Source organism: Citrobacter sp. RHB21-C05, assembly GCF_013889015.1.
Classification (GTDB): domain Bacteria; phylum Pseudomonadota; class Gammaproteobacteria; order Enterobacterales; family Enterobacteriaceae; genus Citrobacter_A; species Citrobacter_A sedlakii.
Genome location: NZ_CP057611.1, coordinates 2,955,042 through 2,969,872, shown reverse-complemented (window position 1 = coordinate 2,969,872; position 14,831 = coordinate 2,955,042). Strand labels below are relative to the sequence as shown.

Annotated in this window: 12 protein-coding genes; 6 read left to right on the top strand and 6 right to left on the bottom strand. The window is 54.1% G+C overall.

Going from position 1 to position 14,831, the window contains the following annotated elements:
* Nucleotides 1-69: 69 nt before the first annotated feature.
* A complete protein-coding gene (locus HVX72_RS14285; RefSeq protein WP_181821716.1) occupies nt 70-993 on the bottom strand; it encodes a LysR substrate-binding domain-containing protein in 924 nt (307 codons plus the stop codon).
* Between the two features lie 322 nt (nt 994-1,315).
* On the opposite strand from HVX72_RS14285, the gene HVX72_RS14280 reads away from it, so the two are divergent.
* The 6 genes from HVX72_RS14280 to dinG all read left to right on the top strand — a co-directional run bounded on the left by HVX72_RS14280 (nt 1,316) and on the right by dinG (nt 9,269).
* Nucleotides 1,316-2,644, top strand: coding sequence for an MFS transporter (locus HVX72_RS14280; protein ID WP_060569915.1), 1,329 nt, complete (start codon nt 1,316-1,318; stop codon nt 2,642-2,644).
* Nucleotides 2,645-2,694: 50 nt separating this feature from the next.
* Nucleotides 2,695-3,444, top strand: a complete 750-nt coding sequence (locus tag HVX72_RS14275; protein WP_042285088.1) for an SDR family NAD(P)-dependent oxidoreductase — start codon at nt 2,695-2,697, stop codon at nt 3,442-3,444.
* A gap of 14 nt (nt 3,445-3,458) precedes the next feature.
* Nucleotides 3,459-4,304 (top strand): transketolase, encoded by an 846-nt coding sequence (locus HVX72_RS14270; RefSeq protein ID WP_181821714.1) that lies wholly within the window; start codon nt 3,459-3,461, stop codon nt 4,302-4,304.
* Nucleotides 4,304-5,302 (top strand): transketolase family protein, encoded by a 999-nt coding sequence (locus HVX72_RS14265; protein WP_042285083.1) that lies wholly within the window; start codon nt 4,304-4,306, stop codon nt 5,300-5,302. The genes HVX72_RS14270 and HVX72_RS14265 overlap by 1 nt, the downstream gene beginning before the upstream one ends.
* Nucleotides 5,303-5,568: 266 nt before the next feature.
* Entirely contained in the window at nt 5,569-6,927 is a 1,359-nt protein-coding gene (gene rhlE, locus HVX72_RS14260) for an ATP-dependent RNA helicase RhlE (protein ID WP_181821712.1), read from the top strand.
* 164 nt (nt 6,928-7,091) lie between these two features.
* Nucleotides 7,092-9,269 carry an ATP-dependent DNA helicase DinG gene (dinG, locus tag HVX72_RS14255; protein WP_042285078.1) on the top strand — a complete coding sequence of 726 codons (2,178 nt, stop codon included), beginning with the start codon at nt 7,092-7,094 and terminating at the stop codon, nt 9,267-9,269.
* On the opposite strand, the gene HVX72_RS14250 is transcribed toward dinG, so the two are convergent.
* The 5 genes from HVX72_RS14250 to HVX72_RS14230 form a co-directional block, all read right to left on the bottom strand.
* Nucleotides 9,256-9,759 (bottom strand): fimbrial protein, encoded by a 504-nt coding sequence (locus tag HVX72_RS14250; protein WP_181821710.1) that lies wholly within the window; start codon nt 9,757-9,759, stop codon nt 9,256-9,258. The genes dinG and HVX72_RS14250 overlap by 14 nt on opposite strands.
* Before the next feature lie 5 nt (nt 9,760-9,764).
* Nucleotides 9,765-10,754 (bottom strand): fimbrial protein, encoded by a 990-nt coding sequence (locus HVX72_RS14245; protein ID WP_181821708.1) that lies wholly within the window; start codon nt 10,752-10,754, stop codon nt 9,765-9,767.
* 17 nt (nt 10,755-10,771) lie between these two features.
* Entirely contained in the window at nt 10,772-13,312 is a 2,541-nt protein-coding gene (locus HVX72_RS14240) for a fimbria/pilus outer membrane usher protein (RefSeq protein WP_181821706.1), read from the bottom strand.
* 29 nt (nt 13,313-13,341) lie between these two features.
* Nucleotides 13,342-14,016 carry a molecular chaperone gene (locus HVX72_RS14235; RefSeq protein ID WP_181821704.1) on the bottom strand — a complete coding sequence of 225 codons (675 nt, stop codon included), beginning with the start codon at nt 14,014-14,016 and terminating at the stop codon, nt 13,342-13,344.
* A 66-nt stretch (nt 14,017-14,082) separates the two neighbouring features.
* Entirely contained in the window at nt 14,083-14,619 is a 537-nt protein-coding gene (locus tag HVX72_RS14230) for a fimbrial protein (protein ID WP_181821702.1), read from the bottom strand.
* Nucleotides 14,620-14,831: the final 212 nt, after the last annotated feature.

Here is a 14,831-nt window from a genome sequence, read left to right as displayed (position 1 = left end):
CGCGACCTGATTCTTAATCAATCGATTGATTAAAAATAGTCTGCTGTTTGCATTCTGTCCAGTCCGCGCTTAAATCTGGAACCCGGCGGCGTTGAGTTCCTCGGATATCCAGGCGATAAACGCTTTTACTTTTGCTTTTTGTTCGCTGGTATGCGGCATAACCAGATGATGGGCATTCACCGACATGCTGACATCCTCTGCGAATACCGGCTGCAAATGCTGTTTACGCAGGCTTTCTCCCGCCAGCAGGTTACTTTCAAGGATAACACCCAATCCCATTCTTGCCGCTTCGATGCTCATATAGGAGCGGTCAAAGTTGAAAATAAAATTTTTGTTGAAGCCGCGCACTTTGTGCCAGGAGAACCAGTTGTTCCAGTTAATCAGGGTGCTGTCGGAATGGATGAGATCGCACGACAGCAGATCTTCAGGGGATTTCACCGGGTGATGTTCCAGCCAGGTCTGTGATGAGTAGGGCAACACGCTTTCATTACGGATGGTTTTCACCACCAGTGTCGGCCACTGTGAAAGGCCGTGACGAATATCGATGTCAATATTGTCGCGAGAAAACTGAATGCTTTCATAGGAGCAGGTCAGGCTGATTTTCAGGTCGGGCCACGCCTGGCGAAAGCGATCCAGCCTGGGCATCAGCCAGAGTAAGCCAAAGCTGGGGGCCGAATGAATGCGCAAATAGTCCTGATGGATGTCATGAATCACCTGGTTAGTCGCCTGGCCAATAATATTTAAGGCGCCGGAGACCTCTTTGAGGTAGCGCTCGCCGATGGTGGTCAGTTTTACGCCTTTACTGCTGCGGGAGAATAATTTTTTACCTAAATAATTTTCCAGGCTCGCAATCTGATGGCTCACGGCAGAAGCCGTAATGTTAAGGTTTTCAGCGGCAATATTCAGACTGCCAGTATCGGCGACTTCGATAAAAGCCTGAATGTTACGCAAAGATGGAACCGGTAGCATTTTATTGGGGACGGGGGCGCTCATAATTCTATTCCCGATGAAAGCAATCAGAAGAAACAGATAAACAGCTGGCGTGCAATTAGGCAAATATTCAGCATGATTTTTCTACGTTATCAGGGGGTTAAGGTAATGAATTGTGAGGCCGATCGCATTTTATGATTTGGAAAATTGGCTTTCAAGGATCGCTTTAATTTGAATGCAGTCACGAATCAAATTTTTCTCAACCTCAATTGAGGTTATCTAAATGCCGATTTTTGATCACGTTGTTATATTGCCCTTGAAGGTCTGAATAAAGGTGCTGCGGCGACGGGCACGAAAAAAGATAAAACAATAAAGAGGATACCCTATGTCACGTATAGATACGGTTGTCTGTACCGACACCAGGAAAACAAAGTATCGTTTTGTCGTTTTAACGATGATTTTCCTGGTGTATGCCATTAATTATGCCGATCGTACGAATATCGGCGCCGTACTGCCGTTTATCATCGATGAGTTTCATATCAACAACTTCGAGGCCGGTGCGATCGCCAGTATGTTCTTTTTGGGATATGCGGTAAGTCAGATTCCGGCCGGTTTTTTCATTGCGAAGCGTGGCACGCGCGGGTTGGTTTCATTATCTATCTTTGGTTTTTCCGCATTTACCTGGTTGATGGGCACCGTCAGCTCGGTCCTGGGCTTAAAACTGGTGCGCCTGGGTCTGGGGTTGAGCGAAGGGCCGTGTCCGGTTGGGCTGGCGTCGACCATCAATAGCTGGTTTCCGCCCAAAGAAAAAGCCACAGCGACGGGCGTGTATATTGCCGCGACGATGTTTGCCCCGATTATCGTTCCACCGCTGGCGGTCTGGATAGCGGTAACCTGGGGCTGGCGCTGGGTATTCTATTCTTTCGCCATTCCGGGCATTGTGGCAGCCATCGCCTGGTATCTGCTGGTGAAAACCAAACCTTCGGAAAGCCGTTTTGTTTCAGAGAGTGAACTGGCGGAAATTAACGCCAGCCAGGGCGAAAATAATCAAACGCGTGAAAATATTGTCATTGCGGATAAATTTACGTGGCTGGATAAATTCATCCGGGTGAGAAAAATGGCACCCATAGATACGGCGAAAGGATTATTTACGTCGAAGAATATTCTCGGAGATTGTCTGGCTTATTTTATGATGGTCAGCGTGCTGTATGGCCTGTTGACCTGGATTCCGCTTTATCTGGTGAAAGAAAAAGGCTTCGACTTTATGAGTATGGGGCTGGTTGCCAGTATGCCTTGCATTGGAGGATTTGTCGGCGCGATTGGCGGCGGGTATATCTCTGATAAACTACTCGGGCGTCGACGCAAACCAACAATGATTTTTACCGCCGTTTCAACCGTTATAATGATGCTTATCATGCTAAATATTCCTGCAAGCACCGCGGCAGTGTGCGTAGGATTATTTTTTGTCGGTCTGTGTCTGAATATTGGCTGGCCCGCGTTTACCGCTTATGGTATGGCGGTTTCTGATGCTAAAACGTATCCCATTGCCTCCTCTATTATTAATAGCGGCGGTAATCTCGGTGGGTTTGTTTCCCCAATGGTAGCCGGTTTTTTACTTGATAATACCGGCAGCTTTAATTCTGTCTTCACCTATTTTGGTATTTGCGCAGCGATTGGTTTAGTGGTGATTCTGTTTCTTGATGAACCACAATAATAAATCTTTCTCTTATCAATTAATATGACGTAATGTCATGGAGTAAATTTATGTTATTAACAAATAAAGTCGCCATTGTGACTGGCGCGGCTTCCGTTCGCGGTTTAGGTTTCGCGACAGCGAAGTTATTTGCGGAAAATGGCGCAAAGGTTGTAATTATTGATTTAAATAAAGAGGCCAGTGAAGCGGCGGCGAAATCGTTAGGCGACGATCATCTTGGCCTTGCGGCGAACGTGGCGGACGAAGCGCAGGTCAGTGCTGCAATGGAACAAATTGTGGCGAAATATGGCCGGGTTGATGTGCTGGTTAATAATGCCGGTATTACACAGCCTATTAAATTAATGGATATCAAACGCGAAAATTATGACGCAGTGTTAGATGTCAGCCTGCGCGGCACGCTGCTGATGTCGCAGGCGGTCATTCCGCTAATGCGCGCGCAGAAATCCGGCAGCATTGTCTGCATCTCCTCCGTTTCCGCCCAGCGCGGCGGCGGTATTTTCGGCGGCCCACACTATAGCGCGGCGAAGGCCGGGGTATTAGGACTGGCGCGGGCGATGGCGCGAGAACTGGGGCCGGACAATGTGCGCGTAAACTGCATCACCCCGGGTCTGATCCAGACGGACATCACCGCCGGGAAGCTGACCGATGAAATGACCGCCAACATTCTGGCAGGCATTCCGATGAACCGCCTTGGCGACGCCGTCGATATTGCGCGCGCCGCGCTGTTCCTCGGCAGCGATCTCTCCTCCTATTCCACCGGTATTACCCTGGACGTTAACGGCGGCATGTTAATCCATTAAGCGAGGGCACTCTGATGAAGATGACAGAAGTTCAGAAAGTCGCGGCGGCGGCCTGGCACATTCGGCGCTACGCCCTGCGCATGGGCGAAGTTCAGGGGCAGGGGTATATCGGTCAGGCGCTGGGCTACGCCGATGTGCTGGCGACTGCGTTTAGCCATGCGATGACGTATCGTGCGGAGGAACCGGAATGGGAAGGACGCGATCGCTTCCTGCTTTCCCATGGTCACTATGCCATTGCCTACTATGCGGCGCTGCTGGAGGCGGGGATCATTCCTGAGCCGGAGCTGGAAACCTACGGTTCAGATGACAGCCGTCTGCCGATGTCCGGCATGGCGACGTATACACCGGGGATGGAGATGTCCGGCGGATCGCTGGGGCAGGGACTGTCTATTGCGGTAGGCATGGCGCTGGGGCTGAAGCAAAAGCAGAGCGATTCGTGGGTGTATAACTCCATGTCGGATGGCGAACTGGATGAAGGTTCCACCTGGGAAGCCGCAATGTCTGCGGCGCACTACGGGCTGACCAACCTTATCAATATCGTGGATGTTAACAAGCAGCAGGCCGACGGAGACTCACGCAAAATTCTCGGCTTCGAACCGTTACATGAAAAATGGGCGGCTTTCGGCTGGTACGTACAGCGGGTGGACGGTAACGATGTCGCCGCAGTCGTCGAGGCGTTTGATAACGCGAAGAACCATCGCGGCGAACAGCCACGGGTCATTATCTGCGACACGCTGATGGGCAAAGGCGTTCCGTTCCTCGAAACGCGCGATAAAAACCATTTTATTCGCGTTGATGCTGACGAATGGCAGAAAGCCATTGCCGTGCTCGATGCCAACAAACCGGAAGGAGTGCTGTAATGAGCCAGACAACCCCTAAACCCCGTTTAAAAACCTCGGCGATGATCGCCTCCATCGCGGATGAAGGTCAGGCTACCGTTGCCGCGCCGTTTGGCGTCGCTCTGGCAAAGCTGGCGGCGGAGCGGCCAGAGATCGTCGGCATGACGGCTGACCTGTCGAAGTACACCGATCTGCATATTTTCGCTCAGGCCCATCCGGAACGCTTTTTCCAGATGGGGATGGCGGAGCAATTGCTGATGGGCGCCGCAGGCGGTATGGCGAAAGAGGGCTTTATCCCGTTCGCCACCACCTACGCGGTGTTCGCCACTCGCCGCGCCTATGACTTTATCCATCAGGTCATCGCGGAAGAGCATCTTAATGTGAAGATCTGCGCGGCGCTGCCGGGACTGACCACTGGCTACGGTCCCAGCCATCAGGCGACGGAAGATCTGGCGATCATGCGCGGCATCCCTGGCATGACCATCATCGATCCGTGCGATGCGCTGGAAATTGAGCAGGCGGTCCCGGCGATGGCCGACCATAACGGCCCGGTTTATATGCGCTTGCTGCGCGGCAAAGTGCCGCTGGTGTTGGATAAATATGACTACAAGTTTGAGTTGGGGAAAGCGAAGCTGCTGGAGGATGGCAACGATGTGCTGATTATCTCCTCCGGTCTGATGACCATGCGCGCGCTGGAAACCGCGGAAAAACTGCGCGCCGATAATATCAGCGCCGCAGTGCTGCACGTCCCGACCATCAAGCCTCTGGATGAGAAAACCCTGGTTGAGCAGGCGTCAAAACCAGGCCGGCTGGTGATCACGGCGGAAAACCACACCTGCATTGGCGGGCTGGGTGAAGCGGTCGCCGCGCTGCTGATGCGTAAAGGCGTGCGTTGCGAACTCGATACCATTGGTCTGCCGGATGAATTTCTGCTGGCCGGGGCGTTGCCAACCCTGCATGACCGTTACGGTATTTCAACGGCGATGATGGTTGATAAAATTAAACATCGCCTGCGTTAAAGGCTTTCGCCGCCGCGTTCTGCGGCGGTACTTTTCACTTTCCGGTTAAGGTTTCCGTGTCGATTAATTCACTCAGGAACCGGTTTGATAAAAACTTCCGCGCCGCCGCGTGACCGTATAAACCTGAGCGATGGGATATTTATGCGCTCTGTCACAAAAACTGCTACACTCCGCCTCTTCATGACATTGTGGTTTTTGTCATTTCCAAATTGTAAGTATCTCCCTGAAAACGACACCGGGAACGGTCGGGGCGGTCCGGAGTAGTTATGTCTTTTGATTCCCTGGGTTTGAACCCTGAAATTCTGCGCGCCATTGCCGAGCAGGGTTACCGTGAACCTACCCCTATTCAGCAGCAGGCGATCCCTGCGGTGCTGGAAGGCCGTGACCTGATGGCGAGCGCGCAGACCGGCACCGGTAAAACCGCTGGCTTCACGCTGCCGTTGTTGCAGCACCTTATTTCCCAACAGCCCCATGCCAAGGGCCGTCGTCCGGTACGGGCGCTGATCCTGACGCCCACCCGCGAACTGGCGGCGCAGATTGGCGAGAACGTCCGTGATTACAGTAAGTATCTGAACATTCGTTCGCTGGTGGTCTTCGGCGGCGTGAGCATTAACCCGCAGATGATGAAGCTGCGCGGCGGTGTGGATGTGCTGGTGGCGACGCCGGGCCGTTTGCTGGATCTCGAACACCAGAATGCGGTGAAGCTGGATCAAATTGAAATCCTGGTGCTCGACGAAGCTGACCGCATGCTGGATATGGGCTTTATTCACGATATCCGTCGCGTGCTGGCGAAGCTGCCGGCGAAGCGCCAGAACCTGCTGTTCTCTGCGACCTTTTCTGACGACATCAAGGCGCTTGCCGAAAAGCTGCTGCATAACCCGCTGGAGATCGAAGTGGCGCGTCGCAACACCGCCTCTGAGCAGGTGACGCAGCACGTTCATTTCGTCGACAAAAAACGTAAACGCGAACTGCTTTCCCAGATGATCGGCCAGGGGAACTGGCAGCAGGTGCTGGTATTCACCCGCACCAAGCACGGCGCTAACCATCTGGCGGAGCAACTGAATAAAGACGGCATTCGCAGCGCGGCGATCCACGGCAACAAGAGCCAGGGCGCACGTACCCGCGCGCTGGCTGATTTCAAATCCGGCGATATTCGCGTGCTGGTGGCGACCGACATCGCGGCGCGTGGACTGGATATTGAAGAACTGCCGCACGTGGTGAACTATGAACTGCCGAACGTGCCGGAAGATTATGTCCACCGTATCGGGCGTACCGGGCGTGCCGCCGCCACCGGCGAGGCGCTGTCGCTGGTGTGTGTCGATGAACATAAGCTGCTGCGCGATATTGAAAAACTGCTGAAGAAAGAGATCCCGCGCATCACCACGCCGGGTTATGAGCCGGATCCGTCAATCAAAGCGGAGCCCATCCAGAACGGGCGCCAGCAGCGTGGCGGCGGTGGCGGTCGTGGCCGCCAGGGACAAGGTCAGGGAGCGAGCCGTGGGCAACAGCCGCGTCGTCAGGACGGCGGCGCGCCGAAAGCCAAACCGCGCAGCGGCGAAGGCAAACCGGCGGGTGATAAGCCGCGTCCGCCGCGCCGCCCGCGTCGGATTACCCCGGCACAGTAATGTCGTAAGCCGGATAAGCGCTATTCACCGCGCTGTCCGGCAGTCCGACCCCCGCGCTTTGAACTCGTGTTGCGAGCGGCTTTCCAGAACCGGTAAAAAAGGTACTGACTGAACCTGAAATGTGCCACAATAGTGGCTGTTTATACAGTGTTTCAGGTTTTCTCATGGCATTAACCGCCGCGCTAAAAGCGCAAATCGCCGCCTGGTATAAGGCGCTTCAGGAACAGATCCCCGACTTTATCCCCCGCGCGCCGCAGCGACAGATGATTGCTGACGTGGCTAAAACGCTGAGTGGCGAAGAAGGACGGCATCTGGCGATTGAAGCGCCAACCGGGGTGGGGAAAACCCTCTCGTATCTCATTCCCGGCATCGCCATCGCCCGCGAAGAGCAAAAGACGCTGGTGGTCAGTACCGCCAACGTGGCGTTACAGGATCAGATCTACAGTAAAGATCTGCCGCTGCTGCGCAAAATCATTCCCGATCTCCGCTTTACCGCCGCGTTTGGGCGCGGACGCTATGTGTGCCCCCGCAACCTGGCGGCGCTCGCCAGTTCCGAACCCAGTCAGCAGGATTTACTGGCGTTTCTTGAGGACGAACTGACGCCAAACAATCAGGAAGAACAAAAGCGCTGCGCGAAGCTGAAAGCCTCCCTTGACGGCTACCGTTGGGACGGCCTGCGCGATCATACCGATATCGCCATTGATGACGATCTCTGGCGACGCCTGAGTACCGACAAAGCCAGTTGTCTGAACCGCAACTGCCATTATTACCGTGAATGTCCGTTCTTTGTCGCTCGCCGTGAAATTCAGGAAGCGGAAGTGGTAGTGGCTAACCATGCGCTGGTGATGGCGGCGATGGAAAGCGAGGCCGTGCTGCCGGACCCGAAAAATCTGCTACTGGTGCTGGATGAAGGCCATCACCTGCCGGACGTCGCCCGTGACGCGCTGGAGATGAGCGCAGAAATCACCGCCCCCTGGTATCGGCTTCAGTTGGATTTGTTCACCAAACTGGTGGCGACCTGCATGGAGCAGTTTCGTCCCAAGACCACGCCGCCGCTGGCAAATCCCGAGCGCCTGAACGCCCACTGTGAAGAGCTGTACGAACTTATCGCCTCGTTGAATAACATTCTCAATCTGTATATGCCCGCCGCTCAGGAGGCAGAACATCGCTTCGCGATGGGCGAGCTGCCGGACGAGGTGATGGAGATTTGTCAGCGGCTGGCGAAGCTGACCGAAACGCTGCGCGGGCTGGCTGAACTTTTCATAAACGATCTCAGCGAGAAAACCGGCAGTCACGATGTGGTTCGCCTGCACCGGGTGATTCTGCAGATGAACCGGGCCCTGGGGATGTTCGAAGCGCAAAGCAAGCTATGGCGGTTGGCTTCGCTGGCGCAGTCTTCCGGCGCGCCGGTCACCAAATGGACGACGCGGGAGGTGCGCGACGGGCAGATCCACGTCTGGTTCCACTGCGTTGGCATCCGGGTAAGCGACCAGCTTGAACGGCTGCTCTGGCGCAGCGTGCCGCATATTATCGTCACCTCCGCCACGCTGCGCTCGCTGAACAGCTTTTCGCGGCTTCAGGAGATGAGCGGTCTGAAGGAAAAAGCGGGAGACCGCTTTGTCGCGCTCGACTCGCCGTTTAACCACGTTGAGCAGGGAAAAATTGTTATTCCGCAGATGCGCTATGAGCCGCTCATTGATAACGAAGAGCAGCACATCGCCGAAATGGCTGCCTATTTTCGTCAGCAGGTCGAAAGCAAAAAGCACCTCGGCATGCTGGTGCTGTTCGCCAGCGGCAGGGCGATGCAACGCTTTCTTGAGTACGTTACCGACCTGCGGTTACTGCTGTTAGTGCAGGGCGATCAGCCACGCTATCGGCTGGTGGAACTGCATCGCAAGCGGGTGGAAGGCGGCGAGCGCAGCGTGCTGGTCGGGCTGCAATCCTTTGCCGAAGGGCTGGACCTGAAAGGCGAATTACTCAGTCAGGTGCATATCCATAAGATCGCCTTTCCGCCCATTGACAGCCCGGTGGTCATTACTGAAGGCGAATGGCTAAAAAGCCTGAATCGTTATCCGTTTGAGGTGCAGAGTTTGCCTGCGGCATCGTTTAACCTCATCCAGCAGGTCGGTCGTCTGATCCGTAGCCACGGCTGCTGGGGCGAAGTGGTGATTTATGACAAGCGGCTGTTGACCAAAAATTACGGCAAGCGGCTACTGGACGCGCTGCCTGTTTTCCCCATTGAACGCCCGGAGGTGCCGGAAGTAAAAAAACGCCCGGCAAAAGTGGCTGCCGGGCGAAGAAAAAGCATCCGTGCTAAGGGGCGCAGTCCTACTGGTAAGTGAAGGTCACCTGCACAACGCTGCTGAACGTGCCGGCCGTGACGGGCATGGCGGTAGCGTAATAACGCGCCGCCAGCGGAAAGGTGGCCGTGCGGTCGCTGGGGTTGATCACCGCGCTGAACGCGGCCTGGGGGGCGATAAGCATATGGTCCTGGCGGTCCGCGAGTTCAAGCGCCAGTCCTTTGGCGCTACCGATATTGGCGAATTTTGTCGGGTGCGAGCTGTCAGGCTTTCCATAAAAAAAAGCTGTAGCAAGGGTGAGCGATTCCGGGCAATGCGTCACCGTCAGGGAAAAGTCTTTCCATTCACCGGTATCGCCAATGTCTTTAAAGCTACCGGAAACCGCCTGGCCTAAATCCACCGTCAGATTGCGGCTGGCGCTGTCAACGATGCAGGTATTTGCGAAGATATTACCGTTCATCTGAATCTGAATATCATCCGCGTTAGCCTGCGCGATCAAACCCAGGGCAAGAATCAATGCGCTCTTTTTCATCGTGGTCACTTATAGGCGAGGGTAATGGTCGCCACGGTATTGGCAGGGCCGGGAGTGACGACCTCGCGGGTCTGCTGGTAGCGCACCTGGAAAGGTATGGTCAACGTTTCGTTGGCGATCGCCTGGCTTGCAGTTTCAACATAGCTGTCAAAGGTGGCCAGATGGCCGTCAAAGAGCATCCTGACGCCAATCCCGGTGGCCATTCCTTTCTGCTGCGTCAGTTTCAGAACGCCTTCGAACGTCGATTCATAGCCGTTTGCGCTGGTTATCTTCACCTGCGGCTGAACAGTGCTGTCGCAGTGTACCGTCACGTCAAAGCTTTGTGCGGGGGTAGACAATGTTCCGATACTCACGAAATCGCTGACCGGAAAATCACCGAGATTAACGGTGAGATTTTTCGGCAACACCGAGCAGGTGACCTCTTTCAGAATGACATTACCGGCATACGAAAGGGTATTGGGATCGCCGATCCCTTCATGAGCATAAATACCGATGCCAAATGTTGTTTGCGCCTGTACCAGCGTACCGGATGCGACTTGATGACTCGTTTTAACCAGTTGAAGCGTCACGTCGAAATTAAATGACTGGTAGCCATCAGAAGAGACATAGGCAATCGGCGTGGCGCGTGAGTCGCACTGTTGCCCGCCAGCACCGCTGATGCGTTGGCCTTTGTCATTCATCAGCGCCACGCCGATACCGGGCACGCCGGAATCGTACACGCCGTTCATTCCGGGAATTTCAGCGCCGGAACCATAATAACAGGAGATAATTTCCAGTCCGCTGTCGTAACGCTCATCGCAGTTACCCGCGACATGTACAGTCTGTTCTGAGCCGGGAATGGTTTCGCCAATGGCGAGCGTAACCGGTACCGAAATCGAAGGCACGTTAATCAGTTTTGGCATGTCCGGCGTGTGGCAGGACGCTTTGGCGTGCGGCATAAACAACCCGGCAGCGGTAAGGATCGCCAGGTAAAAACAATGCTTAATCATATGCATATGTATTGCCTTAATGGTCAGTGACACTGCGCGGCAGCGTTAATGATGCGGGTTTCGTTTTTCTCATCCTTAAGCGCGTAGTCAGCGACGCAGTGCTCGCTGTTATCGTCCCCCCAGGAAACGGCGAGACGTCCATGTTGAGGCAGACCGGAAAGATAGGTTTGTCCGTCAGCGCCGACAATAAATTCGCTGTCCTTATCCCCTGTCGTAACCGTTGCGCCAAAGGGGAGCGGTTTGCCGTTTTGCGTAAGCGTCATTAACACTCTGTTGCCTGTGCGGGTGTTAAAACTGGCGCGAACCACGGCGCCGCGGGTCGGCGTGACAATTTGCGCCGCATGGGTCACGTCGGCATCATCCGGCAATGTTTCGGTATCCAGTGAAATGGTGTTATGACGGTAGGCCGTAACAAACGGAACGACGGTGTAGCCGCGAAAATCCGTTTCTACCCCAGTCTGGTTGGTAATATGCGTGCCATATGCACCCGGCGCTTTCACCAGAGCAATGGTTTCGCCAAGCGGTTGACTCAATGTGATCCCATTGGCATGAGCAACGATGCCTCCTTGCAGTCCCACATTCACCGTACGCTGATATTTATCCTGACTGACGCCGCCGCTTACTTCGCCATAAGTCGCTTTGTAATCCATATTCATACTGGTTGAACTGCCGCTACCGGTATTGCTCAGCCCTTCCTGCAGGCTCCAGTTAAGATTGTCCTCCTGCAGTGCGGTGCCGTTAAGGCCGATGTTTTGCGTGGCGCCTGTCCGGGTGTTGTTCAGGTTGTACGTCGCCCATGTGTTGTGCATCCAGCGATCGAGAGGTATGGAAACGCTTAGTGCGAACTGGTTATCGTTCTGGTCGGCGCTTTTATCGTCGCTGTCGCGGGTGTTCTTGTTCATGCTGTAGCTCAGGCTATAGCTTACGCCGTGCCAGCTGTTGTTGTAGCTGACGCTCATTGACGTCATGTCCTGGCGTTGACTCCAGTACGTTTCTTTCACCAGACTGAGCGTAAGCGAACCCCAGCGCTCACCCAGCGTCTGGTCAAGGGTGGCCTCGGTGCGGGCGCGACGCTGCCGGGGAGCGGAGACGTCGTCAGCCTGGGTATAGGATTCCAGGGTGTCTTCGAGGGTATAGAACCCTTTGCTGTTGTAGCGATAGCCCGCCAGTGAGAAGTTGGTGCCGGAACCGACGAAATTTTTGCTGTAACGCACTCGCCAGGATCGGCCTTTATGGGCTTGCTGTTTTTTGAGCAGTGCTTTCGCACGGGTAACATCGACGGAAAACGCCCCTAAATCACCGAAATTTTTCCCGGCGCCGATGGCCTGCGACTGATAGTGGCTGCTGTGCTGCGCCCCGCCATAGGCGGTAACGCCGTAGGGTAAACCGTAAATAGCGCTGCCCTGGGCGAACGGCGTTTTCTCAACGTGACTGTCATAGGAACGATAGCGACCCGCGGTAACGCTGTAACGCAGGTGCTTTTCACGCTGCAGAACCGGTACGGAGGCATAAGGCACGACGAAGTGGCTTTCACTGCCGTCCGTCTCCTGGACCGTGACCTGAAGGTCGCCGCTGCTGCCGGTAGGGTAGAGATCGTTAATCTCAAACGCGCCAGGCGCAACGGTGTTTTGGTAAATGACGTAGCCATTCTGTCGAACGACGACCCGCGCATTGCTGTGGGCGGTGCCGCGAATAATCGGCGCATAGCCTTTTTCGCTGTCGGGCAGCATCTCGTTTTCAGCGTTTAGCTGCGCGCCGGTATACGGCACGCTGTCAAAGACGTCTGCTGGCGAGGAACTTTGTCCGACTGTCAAAGTGCTTTTCAGGGCGACAATATCACGCTGCGCGTAGGTATAGACGGAGGAGAATTTCTCCTGACGATCGTCGCCCGTGGCATTACGGTTCCAGGTGGAATAATTACGCACCCGCCACGCGCCGATATTCAGCCCTGGGCGGAGGTTGATGTATTGGCTGCTATTGTCCTGGCTGTTTTGTTGTCGCGCATGGCTGTGGCTGGCGTTAGCGCTGTAGTTAATCAGACCGGCCGTGATCCCTTCGTCAAAGTCTTTCGGATCGATATAGCCGCGCGGCACCTGTCCCAACGCTGACTGGGGGATGCTGAGTAACAACTGCTGATTGCGTACGCGGAAGGTGGCCGATGCGGCAGGGATAACGCTTAAGTCCGCGCACTTGCTCTCTGTCATAAGCTGAGGATAGGCGTCTGTCTTAATCCCCAGCGTCTTGAGTTCATCCAGCGAAAAGCAAGGCTGGAGGGTGCGCGTTCCTTTCGCGTGAGTCTGTAAATTGAAGGTGACGTTACGGGTATCGACTTTGCTGTTATTAATAAAAATTGTCACCTGATAGTTGCCAGGCGCCTGGCCGGGACCTTTTTCATAAATCGACAAATCCGTCTTTCCCTGCTGCGGATTATCAATATCCAGTAACGCCGGATTAAAATAATCATCCGCTCTGGTTTGCTGCGCAAAAACTGCCGCCGCCAGTCCACATAGCAGGACCAGCGCGGCAAATAAGCGGCAGGAAAACGGCTTTTGATGACTATACATAATAAATATGGCGCCAGAGGACAACGTTATTAATGCAGGGTCTTAGTGAACGTCTGGCTAATGCTGCCGTAATCAGTGATGATGGAATAGGTTAACGCTGTTCCGTCAGCCTCCGCCGGGAGGGCAAAATGCGTTTCGGCCTCAGGGACCGCCCACGTCGCTTTATTCACTCTGTGGCCGTTCAGCGTCACCTTCTGAAAATTCATATAGAATGGGGTCGGGTTTTTTACCACCACATCGTGACCTTCGCGACGCCATTCCAGTTTATTGGCGACGTCTTCAGGCTTACCTTTAATGCCTGACGGGCGGTAAAGCAGCTTAATGCGTGTATTAATGGCGATTTGCAGGGTGTTAACCCCTTCAATTCGCTTTGACGATGGGATCGCTTTAATATTCAACCAGTACAGGGACTCGCGGTCTTTCGGTAGATCTCCACCGGTGCGAACGACACGCAGAACATTATCCTCATTGGCATCGAGGCGGAATAAAGGCGGGGTAATTAAAAAGGGGGCTTTAGTCCGATTATTACTGCCAGAATCTACCCAGGACTGTACCAGATAATCCATGCTATCTGGATTTGAAATACCAAGAGAAGATTCCTTTTTTTCTCCCTGATAAACCAGGCGAGTGCCGTTAATAATAACACCCGCATGTGCCGTTGCGGCTACCAGAAAAAGTGTGCTCAGTAAATAACCGTGGCGCATACCTGTTTCTCAACGTAAAGAGAGGAAGCCGCGCAGACGTAACGCGACTCCTCTGGATGGGGAATATCAGTTATAGATAACAGTGAAGGTTGAAACGGAATTAGCCGGACCTGCGGTTATAGCCGCCTGAGTCTGGATATAGCGTGCGGCAAACTCCAGATCGTTGACCGAGCTTCCTGACATTAACGGATATTCGCGGGAAGGCGTGTATAAACTCACCGGTTGCTCAGCCGAATCGAGCAACTGGATGGCCACGCCCGTTGCCGCATCGGCGCCCGGGGTGATTGCCAGCGAGCGATTGTCGTTTGCATCCGGCGTTCCGCCGAAATTAATGGCGGCAGACGTGACAGTCTCCGGACAACCCGTCAGTTGAATATCAAACTTTGTTGTCGTGCTGGTGGAGCCAGCACCGGTAAATACCGTTTTTGACACCTTACCTAACTGCACATTTAACGGGTTGCTCAACCCGTTCACAACCTGACAGGCGGAATCCACGATTTCGCCGGTAAAGTTAATTTGTCCTTCGCCATTGGTTGCGGCAAATGCCGATGCAGTGCATCCAACCGTTGCCGCGCACACTAAGCCTAAAGCCACCTTGTTCATAATCATTCCTGGTATTCTCTGGGTAAAACGTTGCCTGGACGTTGTTACCGATAGTCCTCACTATTGATGCGTTGGATATTTAAGCAGAATGAGGGGCAGGAAGATTGTGTTGAGATAATCACAAATATTTGCACTTGCGCTTGCATTTGTAGAACTTTTTCAAAAACAGATGATTGGGCAGCGCGATAAAAAGCTATCAGCCGTCTCTGGTT

What these genes read in the sequence shown, in the direction of transcription:
- HVX72_RS14230 (WP_181821702.1), bottom strand. Translation starts at nt 14,619, where the DNA reads ATGAACAAGGTGGCTTTAGGCTTAGTGTGCGCGGCAACGGTTGGATGC.
- HVX72_RS14270 (WP_181821714.1), top strand. Translation starts at nt 3,459, where the DNA reads ATGAAGATGACAGAAGTTCAGAAAGTCGCGGCGGCGGCCTGGCACATT.
- HVX72_RS14240 (WP_181821706.1), bottom strand. Translation starts at nt 13,312, where the DNA reads ATGTATAGTCATCAAAAGCCGTTTTCCTGCCGCTTATTTGCCGCGCTG.
- HVX72_RS14280 (WP_060569915.1), top strand. Translation starts at nt 1,316, where the DNA reads ATGTCACGTATAGATACGGTTGTCTGTACCGACACCAGGAAAACAAAG.
- rhlE (WP_181821712.1), top strand. Translation starts at nt 5,569, where the DNA reads ATGTCTTTTGATTCCCTGGGTTTGAACCCTGAAATTCTGCGCGCCATT.
- dinG (WP_042285078.1), top strand. Translation starts at nt 7,092, where the DNA reads ATGGCATTAACCGCCGCGCTAAAAGCGCAAATCGCCGCCTGGTATAAG.
- HVX72_RS14235 (WP_181821704.1), bottom strand. Translation starts at nt 14,016, where the DNA reads ATGCGCCACGGTTATTTACTGAGCACACTTTTTCTGGTAGCCGCAACG.
- HVX72_RS14265 (WP_042285083.1), top strand. Translation starts at nt 4,304, where the DNA reads ATGAGCCAGACAACCCCTAAACCCCGTTTAAAAACCTCGGCGATGATC.
- HVX72_RS14275 (WP_042285088.1), top strand. Translation starts at nt 2,695, where the DNA reads ATGTTATTAACAAATAAAGTCGCCATTGTGACTGGCGCGGCTTCCGTT.
- HVX72_RS14250 (WP_181821710.1), bottom strand. Translation starts at nt 9,759, where the DNA reads ATGAAAAAGAGCGCATTGATTCTTGCCCTGGGTTTGATCGCGCAGGCT.
- HVX72_RS14245 (WP_181821708.1), bottom strand. Translation starts at nt 10,754, where the DNA reads ATGCATATGATTAAGCATTGTTTTTACCTGGCGATCCTTACCGCTGCC.
- HVX72_RS14285 (WP_181821716.1), bottom strand. Translation starts at nt 993, where the DNA reads ATGAGCGCCCCCGTCCCCAATAAAATGCTACCGGTTCCATCTTTGCGT.